The 25,436-nt window shown below is 57.3% G+C and carries 24 protein-coding genes; 14 read left to right on the forward strand and 10 right to left on the reverse strand.

Going from position 1 to position 25,436, the window contains the following annotated elements:
* Window positions 1–52: 52 nt before the first annotated feature.
* The 5 genes from RA19_RS18450 to RA19_RS18470 form a co-directional block, all read right to left on the reverse strand.
* Window positions 53–1,573: a trimethylamine methyltransferase family protein gene (locus RA19_RS18450; RefSeq protein ID WP_052261911.1), complete on the reverse strand. Its 1,521-nt coding sequence runs from the start codon at window positions 1,571–1,573 to the stop codon at window positions 53–55.
* On the reverse strand, window positions 1,561–2,364 hold the full coding sequence (locus RA19_RS18455; RefSeq protein ID WP_039165311.1) for an SDR family NAD(P)-dependent oxidoreductase: 804 nt from the start codon (window positions 2,362–2,364) through the stop codon (window positions 1,561–1,563). The genes RA19_RS18450 and RA19_RS18455 overlap by 13 nt, the downstream gene beginning before the upstream one ends.
* A 2-nt stretch (window positions 2,365–2,366) precedes the next feature.
* A complete protein-coding gene (locus tag RA19_RS18460) occupies window positions 2,367–3,158 on the reverse strand; it encodes an SDR family NAD(P)-dependent oxidoreductase (protein ID WP_039165312.1) in 792 nt (263 codons plus the stop codon).
* On the reverse strand, window positions 3,158–4,216 hold the full coding sequence (locus RA19_RS18465) for an LLM class flavin-dependent oxidoreductase (protein ID WP_052261913.1): 1,059 nt from the start codon (window positions 4,214–4,216) through the stop codon (window positions 3,158–3,160). The genes RA19_RS18460 and RA19_RS18465 overlap by 1 nt, the downstream gene beginning before the upstream one ends.
* A gap of 92 nt (window positions 4,217–4,308) precedes the next feature.
* The gene (locus RA19_RS18470; RefSeq protein ID WP_052261914.1) at window positions 4,309–5,283 is read right to left on the reverse strand and encodes a LysR substrate-binding domain-containing protein; all 975 of its coding nucleotides are present in this window, start codon (window positions 5,281–5,283) and stop codon (window positions 4,309–4,311) included.
* 100 nt (window positions 5,284–5,383) lie between these two features.
* On the opposite strand from RA19_RS18470, the gene RA19_RS18475 reads away from it, so the two are divergent.
* Window positions 5,384–5,875, forward strand: coding sequence for a flavin reductase family protein (locus RA19_RS18475; protein WP_039165314.1), 492 nt, complete (start codon window positions 5,384–5,386; stop codon window positions 5,873–5,875).
* Between the two features lie 84 nt (window positions 5,876–5,959).
* Here RA19_RS18475 and RA19_RS18480 read toward each other — a convergent pair whose 3' ends face one another.
* Complete coding sequence (locus RA19_RS18480; protein ID WP_039165316.1) at window positions 5,960–7,051, reverse strand: NADH:flavin oxidoreductase/NADH oxidase; 1,092 nt, start codon at window positions 7,049–7,051, stop codon at window positions 5,960–5,962.
* A gap of 96 nt (window positions 7,052–7,147) precedes the next feature.
* Between RA19_RS18480 and RA19_RS18485 the strand changes: the two genes are divergently transcribed.
* A complete protein-coding gene (locus tag RA19_RS18485; protein ID WP_082020611.1) occupies window positions 7,148–8,029 on the forward strand; it encodes a LysR family transcriptional regulator in 882 nt (293 codons plus the stop codon).
* Between the two features lie 2 nt (window positions 8,030–8,031).
* Here the strand turns inward: RA19_RS18485 and RA19_RS18490 are convergent, their stop codons facing one another.
* Window positions 8,032–8,895 (reverse strand): LysR substrate-binding domain-containing protein, encoded by an 864-nt coding sequence (locus RA19_RS18490; protein ID WP_193748302.1) that lies wholly within the window; start codon window positions 8,893–8,895, stop codon window positions 8,032–8,034.
* 107 nt (window positions 8,896–9,002) lie between these two features.
* Between RA19_RS18490 and RA19_RS18495 the strand changes: the two genes are divergently transcribed.
* The 3 genes from RA19_RS18495 to RA19_RS18505 all read left to right on the forward strand — a co-directional run bounded on the left by RA19_RS18495 (window position 9,003) and on the right by RA19_RS18505 (window position 10,921).
* Complete coding sequence (locus RA19_RS18495; RefSeq protein ID WP_039165319.1) at window positions 9,003–9,761, forward strand: NAD(P)-binding domain-containing protein; 759 nt, start codon at window positions 9,003–9,005, stop codon at window positions 9,759–9,761.
* Between the two features lie 37 nt (window positions 9,762–9,798).
* Window positions 9,799–10,014, forward strand: coding sequence for a DUF6552 family protein (locus RA19_RS18500; protein WP_052261917.1), 216 nt, complete (start codon window positions 9,799–9,801; stop codon window positions 10,012–10,014).
* A 382-nt stretch (window positions 10,015–10,396) separates the two neighbouring features.
* The gene (locus RA19_RS18505) at window positions 10,397–10,921 is read left to right on the forward strand and encodes an aromatic-ring-hydroxylating dioxygenase subunit beta (protein WP_039165322.1); all 525 of its coding nucleotides are present in this window, start codon (window positions 10,397–10,399) and stop codon (window positions 10,919–10,921) included.
* Between the two features lie 262 nt (window positions 10,922–11,183).
* Here RA19_RS18505 and RA19_RS18510 read toward each other — a convergent pair whose 3' ends face one another.
* Window positions 11,184–12,077, reverse strand: a complete 894-nt coding sequence (locus RA19_RS18510) for a LysR family transcriptional regulator (RefSeq protein ID WP_039165323.1) — start codon at window positions 12,075–12,077, stop codon at window positions 11,184–11,186.
* Between the two features lie 102 nt (window positions 12,078–12,179).
* On the opposite strand from RA19_RS18510, the gene RA19_RS18515 reads away from it, so the two are divergent.
* Genes RA19_RS18515 through betB form a run of 3 tightly spaced genes read left to right on the forward strand, consistent with a single transcriptional unit; the run spans window position 12,180 to window position 15,589 of the window.
* Entirely contained in the window at window positions 12,180–13,823 is a 1,644-nt protein-coding gene (locus RA19_RS18515; protein WP_039165325.1) for a choline dehydrogenase, read from the forward strand.
* A 4-nt stretch (window positions 13,824–13,827) separates the two neighbouring features.
* Window positions 13,828–14,124: a cupin domain-containing protein gene (locus tag RA19_RS18520; RefSeq protein ID WP_039165326.1), complete on the forward strand. Its 297-nt coding sequence runs from the start codon at window positions 13,828–13,830 to the stop codon at window positions 14,122–14,124.
* Window positions 14,125–14,134: 10 nt separating this feature from the next.
* Window positions 14,135–15,589 carry a betaine-aldehyde dehydrogenase gene (gene betB / locus RA19_RS18525; protein ID WP_039165327.1) on the forward strand — a complete coding sequence of 485 codons (1,455 nt, stop codon included), beginning with the start codon at window positions 14,135–14,137 and terminating at the stop codon, window positions 15,587–15,589.
* On the opposite strand, the gene RA19_RS18530 is transcribed toward betB, so the two are convergent.
* Window positions 15,583–16,497: a LysR family transcriptional regulator gene (locus tag RA19_RS18530; protein ID WP_039165329.1), complete on the reverse strand. Its 915-nt coding sequence runs from the start codon at window positions 16,495–16,497 to the stop codon at window positions 15,583–15,585. The genes betB and RA19_RS18530 overlap by 7 nt on opposite strands.
* Before the next feature lie 98 nt (window positions 16,498–16,595).
* Between RA19_RS18530 and RA19_RS18535 the strand changes: the two genes are divergently transcribed.
* The 6 genes from RA19_RS18535 to RA19_RS18560 all read left to right on the forward strand — a co-directional run bounded on the left by RA19_RS18535 (window position 16,596) and on the right by RA19_RS18560 (window position 23,107).
* A complete protein-coding gene (locus tag RA19_RS18535; RefSeq protein ID WP_039165331.1) occupies window positions 16,596–17,594 on the forward strand; it encodes a sterol desaturase family protein in 999 nt (332 codons plus the stop codon).
* Window positions 17,595–17,675: 81 nt separating this feature from the next.
* On the forward strand, window positions 17,676–18,503 hold the full coding sequence (locus tag RA19_RS18540; protein ID WP_039165333.1) for a 3-methyl-2-oxobutanoate hydroxymethyltransferase: 828 nt from the start codon (window positions 17,676–17,678) through the stop codon (window positions 18,501–18,503).
* A 20-nt stretch (window positions 18,504–18,523) separates the two neighbouring features.
* Entirely contained in the window at window positions 18,524–19,495 is a 972-nt protein-coding gene (locus RA19_RS18545; protein WP_039165476.1) for a PLP-dependent cysteine synthase family protein, read from the forward strand.
* Between the two features lie 969 nt (window positions 19,496–20,464).
* On the forward strand, window positions 20,465–20,770 hold the full coding sequence (locus RA19_RS18550; protein WP_241479102.1) for an ATP-binding domain-containing protein: 306 nt from the start codon (window positions 20,465–20,467) through the stop codon (window positions 20,768–20,770).
* Window positions 20,771–20,781: 11 nt separating this feature from the next.
* The gene (locus RA19_RS18555; RefSeq protein ID WP_039165336.1) at window positions 20,782–21,366 is read left to right on the forward strand and encodes a super-infection exclusion protein B; all 585 of its coding nucleotides are present in this window, start codon (window positions 20,782–20,784) and stop codon (window positions 21,364–21,366) included.
* 604 nt (window positions 21,367–21,970) lie between these two features.
* Window positions 21,971–23,107 (forward strand): MFS transporter, encoded by a 1,137-nt coding sequence (locus RA19_RS18560; protein ID WP_039165338.1) that lies wholly within the window; start codon window positions 21,971–21,973, stop codon window positions 23,105–23,107.
* Between the two features lie 485 nt (window positions 23,108–23,592).
* Here the strand turns inward: RA19_RS18560 and RA19_RS18565 are convergent, their stop codons facing one another.
* On the reverse strand, window positions 23,593–25,323 hold the full coding sequence (locus tag RA19_RS18565; protein WP_241479103.1) for a SulP family inorganic anion transporter: 1,731 nt from the start codon (window positions 25,321–25,323) through the stop codon (window positions 23,593–23,595).
* Window positions 25,324–25,436: the final 113 nt, after the last annotated feature.

A 25,436-nucleotide genomic window follows, 5' to 3' on the forward strand; every position in this document is an offset into this window, starting at 1 on the left:
AGTTGCTGGGCGCCCTTGGGTTTTTGACAATAAAAGCAAGCTGCCAGCGAACTTACAGAGCTGCCGGGTCGATTTGCTCTTTGCGGCGTGCGACGAAATCGTCCAGCTCTTCACGCCGCGCTGCATCCATTTCCGGTGCTTTGAATTCGGCCAGCAGGGCGCGGGCTTTGGCACGGCAGCGTGCCGCCATGTTAGCAGACCCAGCCGCGCTCCATTGTTCGAAGCTGGAAAAGTCCATTGCTTCGGGCATGGCAAAGGCATCGCGGAAATGGGCGATTGTGAATTCATCCCCCAGATAATGCCCGCCGGGACCGATCCGGCGCACCGCTTTCAGCGCATCTTTGAACCGATCAAAGGAGATCCCGCCGGCATAGCGGGCCATCATCAGGTTCTGTTCGTTGTCGGCGATGAATTTGCCATAGCAGATGGCCAGCCCGCCTTCATCCCAGCCTCCGGAGTGCAGCATCAGGTTGGCGCCGGCATTCATCGCCGTCATCAACGTGGTTGCGCCCTCAAAGCCGGATTGCGCATCAAAAGATTTGGAAGACGCATGGTTGGCGGAGGTCCGCCAGGGCACCCCGTACCGCCGAGCAAGCTGGCCGATCACTGTGGTGATCAGGGCAACTTCCGGCGTGCCGGCCATTGGCGCCCCCGATTGCATGGAGATCGAAACGGTATATTGGCCGTAGATCATCGGGGTGCCGGGCCGGTAGAGCTGTCCATAGGCGATTGCGGCCAGCGCCTCGGCATTGACCTGGGCGATGGTGGCGGCCACATCTGCCGGCGTATTGGCAGCAGCCAGAACAAAGGGCGAGCACAACACGCCCTGTCCGGCATCTGCAAAGACGCGCAGCCCTTCGAGCATGGCTTCGTCCCAGACCAGCGGCGAGTTGCCGGAGGCGTGCATCAGAATCGAGACGGCATCTTCCATGCCACCGGTTGCGATCCGCGCCATTGCAACGCTGTCCTGCGCTCTTTCCCGGGTTGTGCCAATCCCGAACAGCGGCAGTTCGGTCTCGATTAGATGGTGGCGGATCATGGCCAGATGGCGGTGCGGAACCGCGATGTCCATTGGTTCGCAGGTGAAACCGCCGGCCATGTGAAAGCTGGAGCAGGCCTGGGTCAAACGGGCAAAGTTGATGACGTCTTGTTCCGTTGTCGAGCGGCGGACACCATCCAGGTCACGTGTGAAGGGCGCGCCCTTCATGGGGCAGAACACGCTGGTGTTCCCGCCCATGACAAAGCCGGTCTTTTCGCCGCGGCCTTTCATTCGGAATTCGGACGGCGCTTTGCTGACAAGCTCCATCAGCAGATCCCGGCCGATGTAGACGCGCTCGCCATCCACCGACGCGCCCGCGTCGCGCCAGTGCTTCAGAGCCTTTTCGTCACGAAAGACAATGCCGACTTCCTCCAGAATATCGAGAGAGGCCAGGTGAATCTGCTCAAGCCCTTCCGGCTCCAGAAATTCCTGCGGCTTCAGGCGGCGCCGAACCGGAGGCAGGCGGCCGGCAATAACGGCCTGCGCCTGGCGGCGGGCTTCGCGGCCGGATCGTCCAGCTCTTACACGCGACAAGATACGCCTCCGTCGACAATGATTTCCGTACCGGTCACATAGCTGGCCAGATCACTGGCCAGATAGAGGGCTGTATCGGCGATGTCCCAAGGTGTTCCAACCCGGCCCAGGGGAATACGTCCCGCCCGGCGGCGGTCCAGTTCGTCCCAGTCGATCTGCTCTGGGTTTTCTGCGTTCTGGATGATGGAATCCCGCGCCATCGGCGTGTCCACGAAGCCCGGCAGGATGGCATTGGCCCGGATCCCATGCGGCGCCATCTCCGCAGCCAGATTGCGGGTATAAGACACAATCGCGCCTTTGGTGGTGTTGTAGGCGATATAGGGCGCGCCCAGATACTGGCGGCCTGCAATCGACGAGACATTGGTAATCACGCCGCCGCCGTTTTCGACAAAATGCGGTAGAAGGCTTTTGGTGGGCAGGAACACGGCCTTGAGGTTGACCTCTGCCAGCAGGTTCCAGTCTTCAACCGTGGTGTCCTGCGCGCCGCCGGTGCGCAGAATGCCGACATTGTTCTGCAGGATGTCGATTTTCCCGAAGGCCTCGATGCAGTGCTGCACCGCGGATTTGATCTGCGCTTCGTCGGTCACATCCGCTTCAACGGCAATTGCCGTGCCGCCTGCGTCCTGGATCAGTCGGCAGGTTTCCTCGGCCGCTTTCAGATCGCGGTCCAGAGCGCAGATTGCGGCGCCGGCCTCTGCCAGCCGCAGGGCTGTCGCCTTGCCGTTCCCCATGCCATTGGCCAGAGAGCCCGCCCCGGTGACAAGGGCGGTTTTCTGAGTGAGATCAATCATTGTCAGTCATCTTCTGCATGCAAAAATGCGTTCATCCCGCCATCGACCGCCAGCAGCTGGCCGTTGACGTAAGACGAGGCCTGCGAAAGCAGGAACACCGCCGGAGCGGCAATTTCCTCCGGTTTGGCCCAGCGGCCGGCCGGGGTTCTGTTTTCAATGCGCCGCACGAATTTCTCGTCGCTGAGAATGCGGGTGTTCATTTCCGTCAGGACATAGCCCGGCGCAATCGCGTTGCAGCAGATGCCGTCCTTGCCGAAGTCAGCCGCCAGCGACCGCGTCAGACCGGCGATGGCCGCCTTGGAGGAGGCGTAATTGCCGATGCCGGGCCGGGGGTTGGTGGCAGCGATGGAGGACATGGACACGATCCGGCCCCGCTGCGGGCCGGGGTTGGACAGCATGGCTTTGCCGGCTTCGCGGGCCAGAACAAAGGGCGCAAAGACATGCAGGTCGTAGATCGACTTGTAGTCTTCGACGGTCTGATCCGTCACATGCCCGTGGTTGGTGATCCCGGCGTTGTTGACCAGCCCCCAGATGCCGCCGCTTTCGGCGGCGGCGGTATGGACCCATTCGGCACAGGCGCCAAAATCGGTCAGGTCGAAGGCTGCGGTCTGCACGTCGTGCCCGGCGTTCCGCAGTTCCTGCGCGGTCTGGTTCAGGGCCGTCTCGTTCAGATCCTGAAGCTGGAGCCGCGCACCGTTGTCCGCACAGGCGCGGGCGATGGCGGCGCCCAGCCCGCGGGCGGCGCCGGTCACCAGCACCGTTTTCCCGCGCAGCGAAAGACTTGCACTAACCATTACGCAGCCGCTTCTTTGTCTTGCGCCAGGGCTGCGTTCACTGCAGGCATCACGGTGTCGCAGAAGATTTCAAGCGACCGCAGGACATCGGCAAAGGGGATCGAGGCGATCTGCATGAAAACGCTGAGATGGGTGATGCCGAATTCGCGGGCTTCGGCAACAATCCGGCGGGTGACCTCTTCTGCGTCGCCAATGATTGCGCGTTCCAGAATGGTGTCGATGTCGGGTTCGCCGTCAAAGGGCAGCACGTCCAGGTCGGCGCCGTTCATCACCGGTTCGGGCAGGCGCATGTTGGTTGCCATCCGGGCGTGGGCCAGAACCTGTTCTGCGGCCCGGCGGGCGTCTTCCTTGTCTTTGGCGACATAGACATAGCGCTGCACTGCAAAGGGGAAGCCATCCGCCGACAGGCCGTTTTCTTCGCGGGTTTCAGAATAGAGCCTGCGCGCGGTGCCGACGATCGAGGCCGGGCCGAAGGCCGGAGTGGTCAGAGGCTCCGCGCCGTAATCAATCATCTTCTGGCGGATTTCCGGCGAGTTGCCGACGGCAAAGGTGCGGATCTTTTTCTGCACCGGGGCAATCGACAGGGCTGCGTCCTCGATCTGGACGTGGTCGCCTTTGAAGTTGATCACGCCGGTAGTGGTGCCTTGCTGGATACAGTCCCAGATCTCCAGCCCGCGCATCAGCCGGTCATTGATTTCAAAGCCGAATTTCTTGAATTCGCGCGGCTGATACCCGGTGCCCAGACCCAAAACCAGGCGGCCGTCGGTCAGCTGATCTGTCAGGCAGATGTCTTCGACCAGGCGCAGCGGTTCGTAGAACGGCATGACGACAACCGCCGGGCCGAGCTTGATGTTCTTGGTCAGCCCGGCCATATGCGATGCAGTCATCAGCGGCGACGGGGAAATGCAGTAGTTTGACAGGTGGTGTTCTGCAAACCACGCAACTTCAAACCCGGCATCATCGACCATGCGGGTCATGTCGCGCATCTGGTTGAACACATCCTGATGGGTGGAACCATCCACCGGTTTGGTCATGAGGTTGAAAATCGAGAATTCCACGGCAGGCTCCAGTTAAAGTTTCTTGCCGGGATGGTGCAGGGAAACCTGCGTGTCTCCAAACGGTGAAATCTTGGCCGCTGACAAAGAATTTCTTATGGGGATTCGATTTCAGTCTTCAACCAAGAGCGGAAGGCCTGAACCGCTGGCTGTTCGAGACGATGTGTGGGGCATAGGAAGTAATAGGAAAACGGCCCTTTCACGGAGGCAAAAGGCAGCCGGACCAAACGGCCATCGCGCAGGTACTGGTTCGCCAGAACATCACGTACGACCCCGACGCCGTGGCCAGACACCAGCGCATTCAAGGTTGCGCTAGAATCACCAAAGTACAATCCGTTCTCAAAGTTCCGGGATTCGCCTCCGTTGGCTTCGATAACGCGCTGCCATTCGGTGTGGGCGGTATCGTGAAGAAAGGGCAGGCTGTGAAGCGCCTCGATTGAACTGTCCGGGGCAATCTGCGCAGCTACCGCCGGCGAGGCTGCGAGAATATGTTCTTCGTCCAGCAGTTTTTCTTCAAATAGTCCGGCCGCGCCGCCCGCCCCCCATCGAACAGCGACATCGGCTTCTTCTTGCCCGAATCCGGTTTTCGCAATGGTTGACAGGATGATGAGATCTATTTCCGGGTGAAGGGACTGAAACCTTCCGATCCGAGCTGAAAACCATGTCGATGCAAAGGACGGCAGCAGGCTGACGGTCAGCGTCGTGCGGTTTCCGGCGCGTGAAATCTCTTCGACACTTTCGCTGAGCTGGTCGAGAAGACCGGCGACGATGGCGGCAAAACTCTCTCCGGCCTCGGTCAGGCGGATGCGGTTGTTGCTGCGTTGAAACAGCGCGACATCCAGCCGCCCTTCAAGTATTTTGACCTGCTGGCTAATGGCTGGCTGAGTCAGATTCAGCTCGGTTGCCGCCTGCGTGAAGCTGAGGGAACGGGCCGCAGATTCAAAGGCAACAAGCGTCTGCAAAGGCGGAAGCGGGCGCCGCTGACGGTTGCTGTCAAAGCCAAGGTGTTCCAGCTGAGAAATTTGCCGCTCGCTCAATCCAGCCAGCTTTGCTTTGAGAGATTTGGCCATAGGATACCCTCGCATAAGAATCTCTTTGCCATAGGGTAAGTAATAACGTCTTGCAAGCAAGGGATCTCCTGGGCCAGTGCTCAGGGAAAAGGAAGCAAACATGCAAGACCGAAATCTGTTTATCTCTGCGATGCGCAATGTCGCGACGCCGGTGACAATTGTTACGACAAACGGCGCAACGGGATCCCATGGCGCGACTGTCAGTGCGATGTGCTCACTCTCTGCAGACCCGGCCTCCCTGCTGATTTGCCTGAACCGCCAGAGTCGGATACTGGCCATGATCGAGGAGAATGGTGCCTTTTGCGTGAACGTGATTGCAGAGGGTCAAGACGACGTTGCCATGGCTTTCGCCGGTGCGCCCCGCACGACCCCCCGCAAGTTTACAACGCCCGACTGGAATCAGGAAAACCCAAACGCCTTGCCGGTACTGCGGAACGCGGCTGCAACTTTTCAATGCGCTTACAAAAAAACGCAGAGCTTTGGATCCCATCAGATCATTGTTGGCACGGTCCTTGATACAACCGCTTCGGATCATGCCCCGCTGGTCTATCATCAGGGCGGCTTTTGCACGTTGCCGCGGGAAAGGAGCTAAGCATCCCGGTCTGCCCACCAGCCGGGAATCCTCACTCCCTTTACTCCGCTTCCGGTTGCAGGAGAAAAGGATTGGTACAAGCCACTAACCGCCAACGAAGAAGCCGTACTGTTCGGCCAAAACGTGCCGCGTTTCGGCTTCAAGGGTTTTGGCTGCACGGAAGGGCCAGTGCGGATCACGCATCATCTCGCGTCCAAGCAGCACAATATCCGCCGTTTCGCTGGCCACCAGCTCTTCGGCGTGATGCGGGTCGGTGATGCCGCCGACCGCCATGACCGGAAGGCCCGAGCCCTGACGGACCTCACCTGCCAGCCGGGGTTGTTCGGCCGTGCGGTTGCCGATGGCACCGCGCGCGGCAGGGACCGCGCCACCGGCGGAACAATCAAGAATATCCACCCCGCGTTCTTTCAGCCATTGCCCGACCTGCGCAATATCCTGCGTCGTCAGGCCGCCCTCGGCAAAATCATCCACCGACAGCCGCACCGCAAGAACCTTGCCCTCGGGCCAGACTGCGCGAACCTTTTCCACTGTTTCCAACAGCATCCGCGCCCGGGCGCGCAGGTCACCGCCATATGCATCGGCCCGCTGGTTGACCAAGGGCGTCAGGAAGGAGTGCAGTAGATACCCATGGGCGCAATGCACTTCCAATAGGTCATAGCCAACCTGGTCGGCCAGTTTGGCAGAGGCGACGAACTGGCCTTGAATCTCGCTGACCTCATCTGTTGTCAGGGCGCGGGGCGCTTTCCAAAGCCGCGTTCCATCGGGATCAAACGCTTCGCCTGTAGGGGAAACTGTTGCCCAACCGCCATCGCTTTCGGCAATGTGGCTGCCGCCTTCCAGCGCGGTTGCGGCGCTGCCTTTGCGTCCCGAATGCGAAATCTGTGTTCCTGCGACGGCCCCAAAAGACTTTTGAAAGGCGACAATCGGGGCCAGTCGCTCGGCCTGTTGTTCATTCCAAAGCCCCGCACAACCATTCGAGATCCGACCGGTCGGTGATACAGCCGTGCATTCCGCCATGATCAGACCCGCACCACCCACGGCGCGTGCGCCCAGATGCACCATGTGCCAATCGGATGCCACTCCGTCAACCGACGAATACTGGCACATCGGGGACATGCCGACCCGGTTCTTGAACTTAACATTCTTGATGTTGAGGTTGGAAAATAGCGCGCTCATCACATGCCCTCATATTGGATTTGGAGCTTCTTATTGACTGAACCAGCCCGCTCTCCTAGAAAAATAAAATCGCCCACTGTTTAGTTTTGCTTACGAATGAAACAGCTTCCCCCGCTCAACATGCTCAAAGCTTTTGCGCAACTGGCGGAAACCGGCAGCGTTGCAGAGGCGGCGCGCCATCTAAATGTCACCCCGGCGGCTGTGTCTCAGCAAATCAGAAAACTGGAACAACACCTCAACAAGGCGCTGGTGCAAAAACACGGCCGCGGCGTTCTGTTGACGGAGGAAGGGCAGATTCTGGCAAAAGCGCTGCACGAAGGTTTCAGAAAGATCCGGCAGGGGGTCGAGCGGGTGGAAAGGCATAATCGCCCACATACGATCAGGATCACCACCTCCCCCAGTTTTGCATCGCATTGGCTGGTTCATAAACTGGCCGAGTTTCAGGCCCTGCACGCAGGCATTTCCTTCCAGCTGGACCTGTCCAGTGCCATGGTTCCCTTGGAACAGTTTGATTTCGACATCGCCATCCGGTTTTGCCATCTGGACGCGCTGCCAGAGAGCACGACGCCTCTGATGGGTGTCTCGCTGAATGTGCTGGGCGCGCCCGAGTTGCTTCAGTCGTTTCCTCCGGCACTTCAGGAACTGGCCACGCTCAACTGGCTGCAAGAGGCGGGAACAACGGATGCGCAGGATTGGTTTGCCGGCAAGGGGGGGCAGGGAAATGAGCTGAAGCGCCTGTCTGAAATGCCGGGAAACCTGATCATCGAAGCCCTGCGCCGGGGCGAAGCCGTGGCCTACACGGTTTGCGATTGGGTGCAGGATGACATTGACAGCGGTCGCCTGCTTGATCTTTGGCCTGAGCGTAGTCGAGGCGTCTACTATGCTCTGACCGCGCCCGGCGGAGTCAGTGACGAAACCACGCTGTTTCTGGATTGGCTGCATGGGGCGGTGAAATCCAGCGGTGCAAGCGTCACTTGACGCTAGGCACCTTTGGATCTCAGCAACCATTTCATAAAAACCTCGGCATTGCGCGATTTCAGTACCTGTTTGGGAACCAGATAATAATGCCCATGCTCGCGGCTGTGCCAAAGCTCGACGAGGCTGTCCTCCGCAGCCTCTTCGCGGACCCAGTCGCAGCTTGCCACTCCGACGCCCAGCCCCTGCTTCAAGGACCGCAAGACCATGTTCCCTGGCATTTCGGTCACATTGAGCCGGTGCTCTGGCCTGTATCCTTTTCGCAGAAACCATTTCTCTGCCGACTTTGTGCCGATCTCTTGCAGCCAGGGCTGTTCAGAGAGCGCTTGCAGATCATTTGCACAGCCCTGCGCAAGAGCAGGCGTGCCAAATACGTTCAGGCTAACATCCAGAAAAGCGTCCCGCCCCTGCGGCAGCCCCCCTTGTCCGCAGAACCGGATGGCAAGGTCATAATCCGAATGTTCAATGTCCACCACATCGCTGGACGGGTTGATCAGCACATCAATGCCGGGATGGCGTTTCTGGAAATCAGGCAACCTTGGCAAAAGCCAGTAGGTCGCAAAAGTGGCCGAGGTCGTGATCCGCACTGGCTGCTGTTCGGCGCGGTGGTTCAGCTGGTCCACGCCGTCCTGAAGGACGGCCAGCCCCTTGCGCACCTGCCGCGCCAACATGCGGCCTTCATCTGTCAATTCCACCCCGCGCCCCTGTCGCGTCACCAGAGCCACACTGAAATGGGCCTCTAGCGCCTTGACCTGATGCGATACGGCAGCAGGTGTCACGTTCAGGGATCGCGCGGCCAGCGCATAGCTTCCGGTCTCTGACAGCACAGCAAGGGCGCGCAGCGCGTTCAAGGAAGGCAGATCAATCATCGACACCATACTTTTTCTAACGTCTAAGAATATTTTTACTTTGCGAGTTTTGCGGAAAAAGTCAATTGAGCATTGGAAAACACGGAACTGATAACAGGGGATGAGACATGAAGATTGGATACTTGGGCTTTGGAACCATTGCCCTGGCTTGCGCTCAGGGTCTGGTTCAGGACGGGCACGACATTACCGTCAGCGAAAGAAACAAAGCCAATGCCGCGATGATGTCTGACCGTCACGCAAATGTGCGGGTCGCCGACAACCAGGGCGTGGTGGATGCAAGCGATGTGATCTTCATCGGATCAACGGCCGAAGCGGCCGAGGCGATGCTTGGCCCCCTGACTTTCCGCGAAGGCCAAAAGGTTCTGTCCTTCATGGTGGGCATGTCTGCTGAACAGCTTCGCACCCTGGTGGCCCCGGCGACATTCGAGGCCATCGTCATTCCGTTCCCGTCTGTCGCGCAAGGTGGGTCGCCGCTGCTGACCTATCCGCAATCGCCCGTCACCGAAGCCCTTTACGGCGAAGCAAACACCGTGATCACCTTGGGGTCCGAGGCCGATTTCAACGAGTTCCTCGCAGCTCAGGCGCTGCTGTCGGTGGTTGCGAAGCTTATGGCGGTTGGTGTGGACTGGCTGGGCGACAAAACAGGCGATCAAGCCGGTGCGGAACAGTTCCTGCGCCTTTTGGTCGGTGGTTCAATCATGGCCGAGCCGATCACTGCGCCCAATGTAATGTCCAACCTCGTGGATTCCCTGAACACACCGGGCGGCCTGAACCGTCAACTACGCGAGATCATGGGCGAGAAAGGCACCTATGACAGCCTTGTCGCTGGGCTGGACGTTTTGTCCACCCGATTGAGCAAATCCTGAACAAAGCCTCTCGGCCGCCAATCCCCTGGAGAAGAAATTGAAGACCGTTGATATTGTCAAATGGATTGCAACGGCGATCCAACTGGTTGGCTATGGCCTAACTGGGATGAATGTTGCCCCCTGGAATGTCTATGCGTTCTTTGTGGGCATCATCCTGTGGTTCCTCGTGGGCGTCATGTGGAAAGACCGTGCCATCATGGTGGTTCATGTCGGCGCGCTCATAGCTTTGGTGACAGGTTTTGTGAATTCGTGAACACGCCATTTCAATGACTGAGGCCCGGATCACGATCTATCTCTCCGTCGATTTCGCGTACGTTTTTCCCCCTCGTCGCCGCAATCCCGGTCTGCGTTATGCCCGTCACCGTGCTCCAGTGTCTCGCGCGGCTTGCTCAGCACGCCCTCTAGGGTAGGGGGATCGGTTCATCTCTTCCATCTTCTTTTTGCGGAAGACTTCGGCTGGCGTCTTCCATCCGAGGCATTTGCGGGGCGTGTTGTTGAGGCGGTCGCAGATCACCTTCATATCGTGATCTGTGTATCGCCTGCTTGCCGACCGGCACCTCCGACACGCTGATCTCTGAATCCGCAATCCGTTCCATGTATCAGTACTGGCGGAAGGAAATGGGACTGTGATCACAATGCACACTCAGTTTAAGCCGCTTTCCGCCAAGGATACCCTTGCCGCGCGGCGCGAGGCACGAGTAGCCGTTTCAGAATTCAACACAGAGTACTGCGCGGTGTTGGATGACGGTGATCTGAGGGACTGGCCAGGCTTCTTCACAGAGGATGCCTTCTACAACATCCCCAGCCGCAAGAATTTCGATCACGATCTGCCTGTCGGCCCGGTCTACTGTGAAGGGCACGGGATGATTGCCGATCGCGCCCTGGCGATCAGTGAGACCTCGATGTTCGGACCACGTTACCTCAGGCACTATATCACAAATGAGAGAGTCATGGGTATCGAAGAGGATGGCGCCATCCTGGCCGGGTGCAACTACCTGCTGATCGAAACCCTCTCGGAGCTGCCCGAAGGCCGGTTGCATCAAGCAGGGCGGATGATCGACCGTTTTCGATCGCAGAAAGACGGCAGCCTGCTTCTGGCCTCTCGGATTGCGGTTTATGACACGCTGCTAGTTCCGAATGCACTGGTGCTGCCAGTCTGACGGAAGGGCCAGCTGATCGGTAAAAGATCAGTCGGGACACAGTGAACCCGGCCCTGAGATGCAGGGCCGGGTTTTCTTGGATTTGGCCGCGTCCGGTATCAACCTAGGTCCGTTCCGAACAGACATGCAATTAGCCCTATTACCCTGTCATACATCCAGCCCAGAAAGCCGTAGCAGAACATTTTTGTGGAACGCCACACCCAGACCGTTACCTCCAGTTTCAATCCACAAATGCCAGGAAGGAGCACTCAAGGCATCTTCCTCAGTATGAAATTGTTGAGGTGCTATTCTCCCCTAACAATTCGACAATCTCTCTGGTTGCAGCCGATGGTGTACGCCCATTGGGTGTCGCAACGAAATAGCGCCGGTCACTTGTCAGAATTTGAGAACGCAACTGCTGCAGCTCCCCAAGCCTAAGTTCACGCTGCAGCAAAGGCAGAACGCCAAGGGCAACCCCATGTCCAGCCGCCGCCAGGGTGATCGATTGAATATAAGAGGTACAGTAGCGAAATTTGACATTGGTAAACCAATTTGCGATCTGCCCCTCGGTCAAGCTGGACCAGTTCACCCAATCCGGTGACTCCTTCGTGTATTCCAAAAGCGTGAACTCATCAGCCCGGCTACAGGATGGTCCGGTGACGGCAAGCAGCTGTTCGGGGAGCGAAACATGAACCTGCCAGCCTTTGGGCGCAGACCGGCCGTGGAAAACCGCAAGATCGGTTTTATGGTCGATCACATCCGTGACGTTGTTGGCGGTCACCACCGAAACCAGCGTGTCTTTGCCAGAAAGTTGAAACTCCCGCATCAAGGGGGCCAGCCAGAAAAAGTTCACGTTCTCGTTGGCAGCGATTGTAACCACCTGCCTTTCTGTGCCTGACCGGTCTCTGACATTATCAATTGCTTCTTCCAAAAAGGACAGGCTGGGCGTGATTTTTGCCGCCAGTCTCCGGCCTTTCTCAGTTAGCGTGAGCGAGCGGCCCAGCCGGTCAAAAAGTTTGATCCCCAGATGTTGCTCCAGCGCGCGAATGCGCTTGCTGACGGCCACCTGAGAGACGTTCAGCTCAGCTGCAGCATGGGTAAAATTCAAATGTCTCGCTGCCGCTTCAAAATAGACAAGAGCATCCAGAGACGGCAGGGTGCGTTGGAAGTAATTCATAACCCTAGGTTAGGGTATATCAAAAGCAGAAGTCCAGTTTTCCAACCTGAAAATCTCTGTCAGTAAACCGCGGACGGAACAACATGCGCGGACATTCAGACCATGCAGAAAGCTTATGACTATATCATCGTTGGTGCTGGCACAGCAGGATGCACGTTGGCCCACCGGCTTAGTACAGATAGCCGCTACCGGGTTTTGCTGCTGGAACACGGCCCCGATGATCGCAACTGGATTTTGCAGATGCCTGCGGGGCTGCGATCGGCGTTTAAGCCAAGCAGCAAGTATAACTACTGGTTCAAAACGACACCCCAAAAGCATCTCAACAACCGCGAAATCGACCAGCCCCGCGGCAAGGCATTGGGGGGATCATCGTCGATCAATGGCATGACCTATCTGCGCGGCAACCCGCTGGATTATGACAATTGGGCCACTGAAGAAGGCTGTGCGGGCTGGTCCTTTGCCGACTGCCTGCCCTATTTCAAGAAGCTGGAACGCCGGGACGGGGCCGCAGATGCGTTTCGCAGCACCGATGGCATGGTCGGGGTCAAGGCGCAGCAGGATCTCAACCCCCTGAATGCGGCCTTTCTGGAGGCCGGGCAGCAGGCGGGCCATGACCTGACCGAGGATGTGAACGGCTATCAGCAGGAAGGCGTCAGCCGGTTTGAGATGTCAGTCGAAAACGGTTACCGCAGCAGTTCGGCGCGCGCCTATCTGCACAGCCAGCCCGCGCGGGACAATCTGGAGGTTGTGACCGGCGCGAAGGTGCTGCGGGTGCTGCTGGATCAGGGGCGCGCAACCGGGGTTGAGCTGGCCCGTGGCAGGGAAGTGCTGCGCATCGAAAGCAAACGCGAGGTGATCCTGTCTGCCGGTGTGTTCGGCACTCCGCAGCTTCTGATGCTGTCGGGCATTGGTCCCGAGGCGCATCTTCGCGATCATGGCATTGATGTGCGCCTTGCCGCGCCGATGCTGGGGGATAACCTGCATGACCATCTTGAAGCGCATATCCAGGTGGAAACGGATCAGCCGGTGTCGCTGAACAAATATCTGAAACCGCATCTGATGGTCTGGGCCGGAATGCAGTGGTTTGGCTGGAAAGGTGGTGTTGCCTCCATCAACCAATGTAATGTGGGGGCGTTTCTGCGCACGGATGCGGATGTCACACATCCCAATATCCAGTTCCATTTCTTCCCTGTGTTCTTTGGCGCCAACTGGATTCCGAACCCGTCCAAGAACGGGTACCGTCTGGGCGCGGGTCCGATGCGCCCCGAAAGCCGGGGCACTGTGCGGCTCAAGTCGGCCGATCCCAGTGACAGCCTGCTGATTGATCCGAACTACCTGGCGACCGACCGCGACCGCTATGAGATGCGGGAAGGGCTGAAGCTGGGCCGCGAGCTGCTGGCACAGGAAGCGTTCAAACGCTACCACCGGCGCGAAGATCTGCCAGGGCTGAATGTGCAAAGCGATTCCGAACTGGATGATTTCATCCGCGAAGATGCAACTTCGGCTTATCATCCCTGTGGTACCGCACGTATGGGGGCAGACGGTGATGAGCGCGCGGTGGTCGACCTGGATCTGCGCCTGCGCGGCATCGAGGGGCTGCGAGTGGTGGACGCCTCTGTTATCCCAGCGGTGCCAAGCGCCAATATCAATGCCGCCACATTCATGATCGCTGAGAAAGCGGCTGACATCATCCTGGGCAATGCGCCCCTGACACCTGAACATGTACCCTATTACAAGGCAATCTGAGACCATGACCGATTCACGACTGGCCGAAGGCCCTCACTTTACCCGCCGCGCGGCAGATGCGGAAATCCGCGCACAGCTTTCAAATTGGGAGATTTGGGAATGCAAGGAGCCAGACTTTTCCTACACCTATGACCAAAGCGTGACTTTGCATGTGAACCAGGGTGCCGCAACGCTGGCATTTTCCGATGGGAGCAGTGTTGATCTGCTTCAAGGAGATGTGCTGACCATCCGCAAAGGCATTTCTGCCGATTGGACCATCCCTGATGGCATTCAGAACAGTTATGAACTACATAACGACTGAGGACTGCACGATGAAGTTTCAACCCCAAGCCAGCCATTTCATCGATGGCGCCTATGTCGAAGACAGCGAAGGCAAGCTGATCGACGTGATCTACCCTGCCACCGGCGAGGTAATTGCGCAGTTGCATTCCGCCACTCCGGCCATTGTGGACATGGCGCTGAAAAGTGCTGAGGCGGCTAAAGCTGAATGGGCGGCTCTGTCGGGTACGGAACGTGGCCGTATTCTGCGCCGCGCGGCCGACATCATGCGCGCGCGCAACTACGACCTGTCCGTTCTGGAAACCCATGACACCGGCAAGCCGATTCAGGAAACCACCGTGGCAGACGCCACCTCCGGCGCGGACGCGCTGGAGTATTTTGGCGGCCTGGCCGGCAGTCTGACAGGGGAGCATATCCCGCTGGCGGGCGGCGATTTTGTTTATACCATCCGGGAAGCGCTGGGTGTCTGCGTCGGCATCGGAGCCTGGAATTACCCCACCCAGATCGCATGCTGGAAGGGCGCTCCGGCATTGGCATGCGGCAACACCATGGTGTTCAAACCATCCGAGACCACCCCGCTGTCGGCGCTGAAAGTGGCCGAAATCCTGATCGAGGCGGGCGCCCCCAAAGGCATTTACAATGTGGTGCAGGGCTATGGCGATGTCGGCGCGGCGCTTGTGACCGACAGCCGCGTGGCCAAGGTTTCGCTGACAGGCTCTGTGCCGACCGGCAAAAAGGTCTATGCCGCGGCGGCAGCAGGCATGAAACATGTCACGATGGAACTGGGCGGCAAGTCCCCGATGATCGTGTTTGATGATGCCGACATTGAAAACGCCGTCTCCGGCGCGATCCTGGGCAATTTCTATTCTTCGGGCCAGGTCTGCTCCAATGGCACCCGCGTTTTCGTGCAAAAAAATATCAAAGAGGCCTTCCTGTCGCGCCTGTCCGAACGCCTGGCCAACGCCAAAATCGGCGATCCGATGGATGAAGACGTCAGCTTTGGCCCGATGGTCAGCGAAAACCAGCTGAACATCGCGTTGGGCTATGTCGCAAAAGGCAAGGCCGAGGGCGCCCGGCTGGTCTGCGGCGGCGACCGGATCGACGGCGACGGTTTCTATATGCAGCCCACAGTGTTTGCAGACGTCACCGACGAAATGATCATCGCGCGCGAAGAGATCTTTGGTCCGGTCATGTCGGTTCTGGATTTCGACACCGAGGAAGAGGTGATGGCCCGCGCAAACGCCACCGAGTTCGGTCTTGCCGCGGGTGTTTTCACCGCAGATCTGACCCGTGCGCACCGCATCGTCGCGGGCTTCGAGGCGGGCACCTGCTATATCAACACCTACAACCTCGCTCCGGTCGAAGCCCCGTTCGGCGGGTCGAAGATGTCCGGCGTCGGCCGCGAGAACTCGAAACTGGCGATCAATCATTTCAGCGAAATGAAGACCGTCTATGTTTCGATGAATGATGTCGAGGCGCCCTACTGATCCGCGGCTGAGATCAGAAAGTCAAACAATCTCCGGGCGGCGGAAGACAGTGGTTTGTCCGCCCGGTGGCACAAATAATAGGATTTGCGCGGCGATAGGGTGCGACTGCCTATCCTGATCAAATGCCCCGCCGCAAACTCGCTGCGCAGCATGTCCAGATTGGCCAGTAGAATGCCGCGTCCGGACATCGCCCGGCCCACCGACTGGCCAAAGCTGGAGCACGGCATGACAGGCCATTCGGCAAGTGCAGGCAGGCCCAGCCTGCGCAACCAGATCGACCAGTTGATCCAATCCGGCGTCAAATTGGCATACTCCAGCAAAGGCGGGCAGCTCCCGGGCTGCCAGTGATCGCCAAAGGCGCCGGCCTCCACGGCCTTTGCAGCGACATCCGGCGCAGCAGCCGGTGCCAGCTCCCCGGCCATCACCTGCACACCGGACCAGCCCGGTGCAGGCCCGTCGCTGTAAACAATCGTCAAATCCAGCTCAGGCGCGGTCAGCGCGTTCATATCGTCGCTGGTGGTGACATTGACCGGGCTGGCGGCTTCGCTGAGCGCGAAGCCTTTGAGCCGGTCCTGAAGCCAGAAAACCGACATCGAACTGGTCGAAGCCACGCGGATCAGCCCCTCTTCTTCCGCTTTGAACCGGCTGACCGCACGTTCCAGAAATTCCAGCGCCAGATGCACGTCATTGGCAAATGCCTGCCCGCCTTCGGTCAAAGTGATACTGCGGCCCTTGCGCTCGAAGACGCAGGTTCCCAACCATTCTTCCAGCCTCTGCACCCGTTTGCTGACAGCGGCCTGCGTGACCCGCATTTCGCGCGCGGCAGCGGAAAAACTGCCACAGCGCGCCGCTGCCTGAAAGAAGATCAGAGCGTCCAGGGGCGGCAGGTTGTTCCGAAAGCTATCCATTACCAATGGTTATAGGTATGCAGGACTTTTTTCCAGATTTTTTACCCTGGGCAATAGCCTTAGGATGCGCGAACGAAACGCAAATCTCTGAGGCAAAGATGACGACCCAGGAAGATCCTCTTAAGGCCGGCAGCAGCCGCGAATGGAACTGGCACCCGGACCTGCCGGTGGCCGTCACCCCGGCCTTTTCCTGGCCGCCGCGCCCAATCGCGACCCTGAAATGGTTCGCAGGCAATTGGCTGCCGATCACCGAGTACCTGATTTATGCGCTCATGGCGTTTGCCACCTGGGCTTGGCTGCCGCCGTCGCTGGCCGAAACGCAGGAGCTGCACTGGTCCTGGATTCTGCAGATCTGGGCGCGTAATCTTATCCTTATGACCCTGTTTGCCCAGGGTTTGCATGTCTGGCTCTATGGCTGGAAAAGACAGGGCGACGATTTCAAATACGATCGTCGCGGTCTTGCCCGCAACAACCGGGTTTTCAAGTTCAACGACCAATACTGGGACAACGTGTTCTATGCGCTGGTTTCTGGGGTGACGATCTGGACAGGCTTTGACGTGCTGATGTGGTATGCAATAGCCAATGGCTGGACACCACTGATCACATTTGAAAGCAACCCGGTCTGGTTCGTGGCGCTGTTCCTGCTGATGCCGGTGATCCAGTCCTTCCATTTCTACTGGCTGCACCGCGCTCTGCACATTCCCTTTCTGTATAGGCGTGTGCATTCCGTTCACCACCGCAGTGTCTCAGTCGCGCCATGGTCGGGCTTTTCGATGCACCCGGTTGAACACCTCGGCTACATGGGGCTGCTGCTGATGTTCTTTGTCGTTCCGGCCCATCCGGTGCACCTGATTTTCATGGGCTACTGGCTGGCTCTGGCCACCGCAACCTCCCACGCCGGGTTTGAAAATCTGGTGTTAGGCGAGAGCGCCAGACTCAGGATCGGGTCGTTCCACCATCAGCTTCATCACCGCTACTTCGAGTGCAACTACGGCAACCCGGAAATGCCCTGGGACAACTGGTTCGGCTCCTACCATGATGGCAGCCCCGAGGCGACTGCCGAGGCACGGGAACGCAAAAAGCAGATGTATTCCTGAGCGGTTTCCTCCGCCACCAGACGAGGTCGGGCAGAACATGCCCGGCCTCGTGAGTTTTCAACCTCACCAAAAGACCCTGCCATGAAAAACATCTACACCTACGGTCGTAAGCCAGCGCAACGCAATCTGACCATTCCTGATCTGCAGGCCCTGAAGGGCACAAACAGCCCCCTAACCATGTGCTTTCCCGGCAATGCCTCGGAACTGGATGCTTGCGTTGAGGCCGGGATCGAGACGCTGACGGTTCTGGATAGCGATCTGGTTGAATTCCGGGAGCGCGCACCGACGACGTTCATGGCCACGTCGATGGCCTGGAGCCAGAACAAGACCAAAGACGATATCCTGCGCCATGCCATGACCTGCATGGAAAAGGGTGCCGATATGTATCTGACCAATCGCAGCCCCGAGGTGGTCGAAATGCTAGCGAATGAGCAGGTGCCGGTTCAGGTGCATCTGGGTCTGGTGCCGAGCTTTTCGATCAAGGGCGGCGGACTGCGCGCTTATGGCCGTACCGCCGATGAAGCAATGGAAATCTATCGCACCATGAAAGATTACGAGACAGCGGGCGCTCTGGCGGCCGAGGTCGAATGTGTGGCCGAAGAATGCATGCGCCATCTGAACATGCAGACCTCGATCATCACGATCTCGCTAGGGTCGGGCCGTGCAGGTGACATCACCTTCCAGTTCATGTCCGACCTGTGCGGCGAAACGGAAAACCCGCCCAAACACGCGCACGCGTTCCGCAACCTTAAACCCCTGCACGACCAGATCTATCGCGAACGCGTTGCTGCACTGAGAGAATTCCGGCAAGCCTCGGCCAGGGGCGAGTTTCCCTTCGCCAGCCAAAACGTGCACATGCGTCCCGGAGAAGAGGAAAAGCTGCTGGACGCGCTGGCAAATCTGTCATGAAAACTCAAACGGAGGCACCGATGACCACGCCCATGCCGTCAGTTCTTCACGCCATGGAGCGCACGCCGTTAATCGCACTGGACCGACTGCGTGATCATCTTGGCCTGCATGGCAGATTGTTAGCCAAGCTTGACCTGCTGATGCCGGGGTTTTCCAAAAAGGATCGCGCAGCGCGGCGCACCATCGAGGATGCGCGCGCCTGCGGAGATTTGGTCAAAGGTCAAACAGTGGTTGAGTTAACATCAGGCAATATGGGTACCGGGTTAGCGATCGTCTGCTCCATTTACGGCCATCCGTTCGTGGCGGTGATGAGCGAAGGCAACTCGGAAGAGCGCGCACGGATGATGGAAGCTTTGGGAGCCGAAGTTGTGCGCGTCCCTCAAGCCAATGGTTCTAAGCCGGGTGAGGTGTCGGGCGAGGATCTTGCCTTGGTCGAAAAGGCCGCGCAGCAAGTGACGCTAGAGCGCATGGCGTTTCGTGCCGATCAGTTTTGCCGCGACAGCAATTGGAAAGCGCATTTTGATACAACCGGCCCGGAAATTTGGGATCAATCTTGCCATATGGTGACAGGGTTTTGCGATTTTGTGGGATCAGGCGGCACCTTAGGAGGCGTTGCGCGTTATCTGGCAACAAAAGGCGTGCCAAGCTACGCGGTTGAACCCGTCGGCGCCGAAGTGCTGGCCAATGGGGACACGTCTTGCCCAGCCCATCCTATACAGGGTGGTGGTTATATGATGCCCGACTTGGTTCATCTTGAAGGTGCTCCGCTGGTGGGGTCTCTAAGTGTCACAGGCGAAGAGGCCAGACAGGGTGCCCGGATGCTGGCGCGTTACGAAGGGATCTTCGGTGGGTTTTCAGCGGGAGCAAACCTCCGGGCAGCTATTCAGTTACTACAGGGCGATCTTGAAGGTGGATGTGTGGCCTTTGTCGTCTGTGACAGCGGACTGAAATACTTGAGCACGGATCTTTGGGAAAACACGTCTGAACCCTGACCGGTATCTAAGTCACGCAGAGACAACACGTTCTGAAATTCAGACAGATCAGTACGAGTTAAAGGTTGGTTAGTTGAAACCCACTGCACCGCAAATAATCGATCGACACCATATCAAGCCATTTTTGCATCAGCATTGACGGCACGACCAAAGGGCGGATTTGTCTCGCGTCTAATCTGCTCGAATAGGGCGCGAGGAAAGATCAGTCTGGCTCCGGCTATTTCGACGACGGTGAATGGCTGTTATAGCTATCTACGCTGTGGGGCAGCCAACGGGAGTGCCCATGTGTGAACAAATGCTGCTTCAGAAAACGCCCAAAAATGACGGAAAAGTCTCGCGAAAATCGCTGCAACACTGATAATTTGCTGCCGCGGGTGCGAGTGATTGCTACATGAGCAATAGGCGACTCTGTCCGCATCTCACCAGTTCGATTTTCGTACAGCGAAGGTCAGGTTTGGTGCCGTGTCAGGGTCTGACCTGAGCCCCTGGATTGAACCGCACCGGCTTTGCCGGAGGCTGATTTCAGTTAGTTAAGCGGCTCGCTCCTCAGTTTCCATAGCCGCATAGAAATTGGCCTCAGCTTCCGCCTTCGGGATTTTCCCGATGGGCTCGAGCAGGCGGCGGTTGTCGCGGCAATGTTCCCTGTCGAAGCAACTTACTTTGTCGATAACAAAGATGGGCAAATGTCCGTTTCGCCATTGTCAAAGACAGCACCCGCTGGTCCGACCAATCACAAGCAACACCTCTTTTTTGCTTGGCGGCAAAAGTTGATTGCCGCGCTGATGCATCAGCGTGTTTTGATCCCAGAAGGCATCAGTGATGTCGCTTGGCTAGAGACGCTCCAAACTGCTTTGGAGCTTAGGCAAAGTTGGAATTCGCCTGAAGACGAACAATCGAAGTTTGCGAGGTTTGTTGGGGTCGTGCCCACAGATGACGCAAAGATTTCTGAGACGCATGAAGTGGTCAGACGTGTCCATCATCATTGCGCAAAGCGAATTCGAAAAAGATCAACTGGTTTCTTTTGTCTCCGATGCAGTCAGAGCCAACACACGCCTTGGTTTCAAGAAAAGTGCGAAAATCAAGGCCATGTCCATTCATGCAGCAAAAAACAGAGAGTTCGACAGGGTTATCGTCCTTTGGCCTCAATCAGCAACTGGAAGTGACGAGCATAAGCGGCGTTTGCTATACAACGCCATGACGCGCGCGAAGAGCCATTGTACTGTCATCGTCCTTGGTCAGGATCGACTGGATTCAGCTCCGTTCGCAGGAGTATAAAGAGGTTTGCAATGGAGTTCATTACCCAGTTCTTTCATGCTTTGAAATCACCGAAAACGGCGCTCGTACTTTTTTTGTTCAGCGGTGCTCTGTTATTCGTTCCCATTGACCGGCTAGGCCTCGATCGGCCTGAATTCACTAGCGAGTACCAAACTCAAATTCTGTTGGTTTTCTTTTTGGCGTCGGCAATTCTTATTCTAGAGTTAGTCACATGGGCGGTTTCCACGATCCGTTCGCCATTCCAGAGGCGAGCACGTGAGAAGGCTTACCAAGAGCTCATCGAAAAGGTATTTTATTCCCTGAACCTCGACGAGCTTTGTGTGCTTTGGGCAATGACACAGGCTGGAACGAAAACGATCAAAGCCAGTTATGACAACCATGTGATGGTCTCGCTTAGACAGAAAAAGGCCCTGGGAATAATAACGGGTGTTCAAAGCCTGCACGAGATGCATCACTATATGCCCGACGCACTTTATGATCTTGTGGCAGAGCGTGGTTTCGAGCGTATGCCCGAGGACTTTAGGAATTCAGTGCGGTTTGAGGATGAGGTGCGGGAGATCGTACACCGATCTACAGATTGGCGCACTTGGAGTTGATTTGCTCCGCGTTCTATAAATACAAGAAGGTCAAGATTTTCGCGCTTGCAGCGAATGTCCGCAGCGCGGGCCGCAATCGCGGCATCGAGATGCTGTGCTGAGAGTCCACTTTGGGCCGTCCTCAACGCCTAGCCGGAACCTAATCGGCTGGATGCTGCGCTGCCTCCGATGACCGTGAAGAGCCCATAGGTCCTGGTTTCTGTTTCGCAGCTAAAGTCCGCTTTGTTGGGCAACGTCAATTCCCGGTGAGCGATTGATCTCGGGTGGTGGCCTAAGTTCCGAGTTTACTTTGAACATGTCGAGAACTACGGTCCACTCTAATAAGACCGACGAGAAGTTCGCTAATTATGCCCGTGACAAGCTACATTTTTGCTGTTTCCCCCCCGCCACGCGCCTAAGCCCGTCATTTGCTGCGCGCGTGTGCGTGCAAGACTGACGCTGGCGCGAGAGGTCGTCTAAAACGCGGCCATCCCTGTTAGGCAAGCAGGGTTTAGGTTGCGTGCGCCTTTTCGCCTCCAAATCTCGAAATTTCCAACCGTGATGCAAACGCCTTTTGGGGCCGTAGCAGCATCATGGCCGTCTGGCTGTCTGGAGGCCAATTCACATGAAAAAACCTACTCCACTCTTCATCCTCAGTTTGTCAGCAACACTGCTGATGGTCGGTGTCGGCATGATCGTCGCACTTCTTCCTCAACAGGTTCATGCAAAGACCGGATCACTTGAAAGCGTCGGTCTCGTCGCCTCGGTTTTTGCGTTTGCCTATCTGCTCGCGCAACTGCCGATCAGCGCTCTTTCCGACCGCTTGGGCGCGAAGCGTTTCCTAGTCATTGGCTATATGCTGTGCGCGGTGTCTGGTGTTGTTTTCTTTTTCACCGAAACCGCCGGAGGCATCTTCTTCGGCCGCGCTGTTCAAGGCATCGGCGAAGCTCCGATCTGGGCGCTCGGGCCAGCTATTCTTTCACTGGCCTATCCGTCAACCAAGGGGCGTGTCATTGGCACCTACAACGCGGCAATTCACATTGGCCTGACGGCGGGTCCGTTGTTGGGTTTGCTTGTCGCGTCGAACGGCCAAGGCAGTCTGCCGTTTCTGATTTTTGCCGTGCTGTGCTTATTCGCAGGGCTGTGTGTCTTTTTCTTTCTGAAACCCGTCGCCGTTCCTCTTGGACAGTCTCGGCCAAGCTTTGCGCAATTTGTCAGCTTGTTACGCCAAAGGAAGACGTTGATCCTTTTGTTGGGCGTCCTTCTGTACGGCGCTGGATACGGTGTCTTCCTAACGGTTTTGCCCGTTTCTTTGGCATCCACACATGGGTTTGGCGCAACGGCCATTAGCCTGCTGTTCGTGGTGTTCTATGCGGCTATCAGCGTGTCGCAGATCGTTGCAGGAATGCTCTCTGATCGGTTCGGGCAGACGGGATTTTTAATCTGGGGCATGGCGTTGGCTGCTGTCGGACTCGCCACATTCCCGCTCTTTTTCGGGCACTGGGCCTATATTCCACTTGGATTTTCCAGCATTGGATTGGGCATGTTCTGCGTCGCTTCCATCGCCGAGTTGAACGAGGAAGCCCCCGACACACTCAAAGGGGCCATATCGGGAAGCTACTATTTCTTCTGGTCTGCGGGCTATGTGCTTGGTCCTCTGTCCATTGGCGCAATCAGCTCGAGTGCTCCACTGATTGGGTTCGGAACGCTCGCTGCCTTGCTTGGCGTTCAAGCTCTAGGCTTGGTCAGGGTTCGAAGCTAACACGGATCCACATGCAGGCATCCCTTCTACGTTTGGGATGCCTGCTTTACGACTTCATTGCCGGACCAGACGCCACAACTGACTTTGCTGGGTCGTACAAGTGGCAGACTCTTGGCAAAAGCGGACTTTGGCACAACCGCGGCGAATTGGCGCTTCGTCCGGCAGTCTGTGAGTACGATCATCTCCAGATTTTGCTCGCGCGGCGAATGACCGGAAAGCGGGCGCGCCTGCAGCAACGTGAAGGTAGGGCGAAGGTCCGGAATGGGCCGCCCTGGTCACTAAACAAATAGCTGCGTGCGAAACCGCAACGTCGCGGTGCTCGGCTGGTCTGATCCCTATTTACCAAATACCGCGCCTATTATTGGCCGCGGTGTGCTTGGAGCGGACTGGTGAAAATGGAGAGGACCAAACTGTACCAACCTCGTGGCTACGTCGGAAGGTGAAGAGCTTTCTGTCAGTTGGGCAGAATTTACCGGAGCCATGGCCTAAAAGTCTATTACCGTAATGGCTGTGGGGGTACAGTTTCCGGAATATCCCTCCGGGGCCGGCTTTTTGCGGCATTCGTCAAAAACCCGAAGCTTGCACTTGGCGCATATAGCGGGATCTGCTTGATGGACTGCTGCGGAAATCGCGTGGCCTTTGGTGATGTGCAAGTGTTTTTCGCCTAATTCGTCGATCACATGCATCCTGCGGAGTGCTCGAAGAACCTTAGTGTACATCGCAACCACGTGGAAATCGCCGCCGCTTTGGCGGGCAGCCTGGATTTGCCGGATCAGGAAATCGGCGCCGGACAGGTCTAGCCGCCCAACCCCTTTCAAGGAGAATACTTTGATCTTTTGAGCAGGCGCGAACTCGTCCACCTTCTCGAACTCCGCCTCAAGCTGTTCCACAGACCCGAAAAACAATGGGCCTTCCATCCGTTGAACCCGGATCTGCGGGCATTCCGGCAGCCCATAGAGCCTGGCGTTTCGCAAACTGCGCTTGCCGCTGTCCATTGCCGGAGCCAAAGCCGCCAGAAAGGGGGCGGAACTTTGCCGCAAGAATACGACTAAGGACGCGATAACACCGGCGACCACTGCGGTATCAAGATGGGTCAAAACCCCGGTCAGGAATGTCAGGATCAGGATGAAAGTATCGCTGGGGCTGTTGTAGATGATGTGCTTGATTTCATCGGCATTCACCAGTTTTACGGCGACATAGATGATGATGCCTGCCATCACCGGTACAGGAACATAGGTGACGAAGGGTGACAGCAGCAGCAAAAGGAGAAAAAGAAAGATCGCCGCGAATACTGCCGACATCGGGCTTTTGGCCCCCGAATCCGCGTTTAGAGCCGACCTGGTAAAGGATCCGGATCCGGCATAGGCCTGGAAGAATCCTGCGGCGAAGTTGGACAGGCCCTGGCCTACAATTTCCTGATTTGCATCATATTTTTCCTTCCTGCGAATTGCAAACGCCCGGCCAATCGAGACCGCTTCCAGAAGACCGATAAAGGCAACCGTGGCCGCACCGGGAGACAGATCGGAAATCAGGGAAAGGTTTATACTGGGTACGGACAGTGCCGGAGCAATTGATGGAAGTTCATCGAACATGCGGATCCCAAATGAGCCCGCGTTCAAAACCCAGCCCAGCACGGACCCGAAAAGCAGTGCCAGAAAGTAAGCGGGCAGTTTCCGGCTGATTTTCGAGAACACAAAAATGCTTGCGAAGGTAAAGGCCGCGAGGAACACCGCCATCATGTTGACATCACTGCGCAGGTGGACAGCTTCAACCAGCTTGCCAAGCGGTCCAGCGCCCCCAGCAATCTGAATGCCAAGCATATTGCCGATTTGCGAGGTTCCGATCAGCAGGGCTGCGGCGGCGGTAAAGCCAACCATGACCGAATGCGAAATGAAGGAAATGACCACACCTAGCCGCATGAGGCCCGCACATATCTGGAACATCCCAACCATGATCGTCAAAACCAGAGCCGCTGAAATATATTCTGGTGTTCCTGGAGGGAAAGCCCCGGACAAGGTCGCGAGCAGGACGGCAGATATTGCTGTGGTTGGCCCCGATACCATGATCATCGACGATCCCCAGATCGCTGCGATGACCGGGGTGATCATTGCTGTGAACAGCCCGTATTGGGGAGGCAGCCCGGCGATCACAGCAAAAGCCACGCCTTGAGGCAAAACAATTGCCGCGTTGGTGAACCCCGCAACAGCATCGCTCATTACAGTTTTAGCGCTGATCCCGTGCATCCAAGAGCGGACGGGCCATAGGGTACGCAAGTTTCTCTTTGTATTGAACTGCATTGGAGCTGCTACCGCACAAGTTTTTTGTGAGA

It is taken from the genome of Leisingera sp. ANG-M1 (assembly GCF_000813745.1).
Taxonomy (GTDB): Bacteria; Pseudomonadota; Alphaproteobacteria; order Rhodobacterales; family Rhodobacteraceae; genus Leisingera.

What these genes read in the sequence shown, in the direction of transcription:
- RA19_RS18455 (WP_039165311.1), bottom strand. Translation starts at nt 2,364, where the DNA reads ATGATTGATCTCACTCAGAAAACCGCCCTTGTCACCGGGGCGGGCTCT.
- RA19_RS18460 (WP_039165312.1), bottom strand. Translation starts at nt 3,158, where the DNA reads ATGGTTAGTGCAAGTCTTTCGCTGCGCGGGAAAACGGTGCTGGTGACC.
- RA19_RS18470 (WP_052261914.1), bottom strand. Translation starts at nt 5,283, where the DNA reads ATGGCCAAATCTCTCAAAGCAAAGCTGGCTGGATTGAGCGAGCGGCAA.
- RA19_RS18475 (WP_039165314.1), top strand. Translation starts at nt 5,384, where the DNA reads ATGCAAGACCGAAATCTGTTTATCTCTGCGATGCGCAATGTCGCGACG.
- RA19_RS18480 (WP_039165316.1), bottom strand. Translation starts at nt 7,051, where the DNA reads ATGAGCGCGCTATTTTCCAACCTCAACATCAAGAATGTTAAGTTCAAG.
- RA19_RS18485 (WP_082020611.1), top strand. Translation starts at nt 7,148, where the DNA reads ATGAAACAGCTTCCCCCGCTCAACATGCTCAAAGCTTTTGCGCAACTG.
- RA19_RS18490 (WP_193748302.1), bottom strand. Translation starts at nt 8,895, where the DNA reads ATGATTGATCTGCCTTCCTTGAACGCGCTGCGCGCCCTTGCTGTGCTG.
- RA19_RS18495 (WP_039165319.1), top strand. Translation starts at nt 9,003, where the DNA reads ATGAAGATTGGATACTTGGGCTTTGGAACCATTGCCCTGGCTTGCGCT.
- RA19_RS18505 (WP_039165322.1), top strand. Translation starts at nt 10,397, where the DNA reads ATGCACACTCAGTTTAAGCCGCTTTCCGCCAAGGATACCCTTGCCGCG.
- RA19_RS18510 (WP_039165323.1), bottom strand. Translation starts at nt 12,077, where the DNA reads ATGAATTACTTCCAACGCACCCTGCCGTCTCTGGATGCTCTTGTCTAT.
- RA19_RS18515 (WP_039165325.1), top strand. Translation starts at nt 12,180, where the DNA reads ATGCAGAAAGCTTATGACTATATCATCGTTGGTGCTGGCACAGCAGGA.
- RA19_RS18520 (WP_039165326.1), top strand. Translation starts at nt 13,828, where the DNA reads ATGACCGATTCACGACTGGCCGAAGGCCCTCACTTTACCCGCCGCGCG.
- betB (WP_039165327.1), top strand. Translation starts at nt 14,135, where the DNA reads ATGAAGTTTCAACCCCAAGCCAGCCATTTCATCGATGGCGCCTATGTC.
- RA19_RS18530 (WP_039165329.1), bottom strand. Translation starts at nt 16,497, where the DNA reads ATGGATAGCTTTCGGAACAACCTGCCGCCCCTGGACGCTCTGATCTTC.
- RA19_RS18535 (WP_039165331.1), top strand. Translation starts at nt 16,596, where the DNA reads ATGACGACCCAGGAAGATCCTCTTAAGGCCGGCAGCAGCCGCGAATGG.
- RA19_RS18540 (WP_039165333.1), top strand. Translation starts at nt 17,676, where the DNA reads ATGAAAAACATCTACACCTACGGTCGTAAGCCAGCGCAACGCAATCTG.
- RA19_RS18545 (WP_039165476.1), top strand. Translation starts at nt 18,524, where the DNA reads ATGACCACGCCCATGCCGTCAGTTCTTCACGCCATGGAGCGCACGCCG.
- RA19_RS18555 (WP_039165336.1), top strand. Translation starts at nt 20,782, where the DNA reads ATGGAGTTCATTACCCAGTTCTTTCATGCTTTGAAATCACCGAAAACG.
- RA19_RS18560 (WP_039165338.1), top strand. Translation starts at nt 21,971, where the DNA reads ATGAAAAAACCTACTCCACTCTTCATCCTCAGTTTGTCAGCAACACTG.
- RA19_RS18565 (WP_241479103.1), bottom strand. Translation starts at nt 25,323, where the DNA reads ATGAGCGATGCTGTTGCGGGGTTCACCAACGCGGCAATTGTTTTGCCT.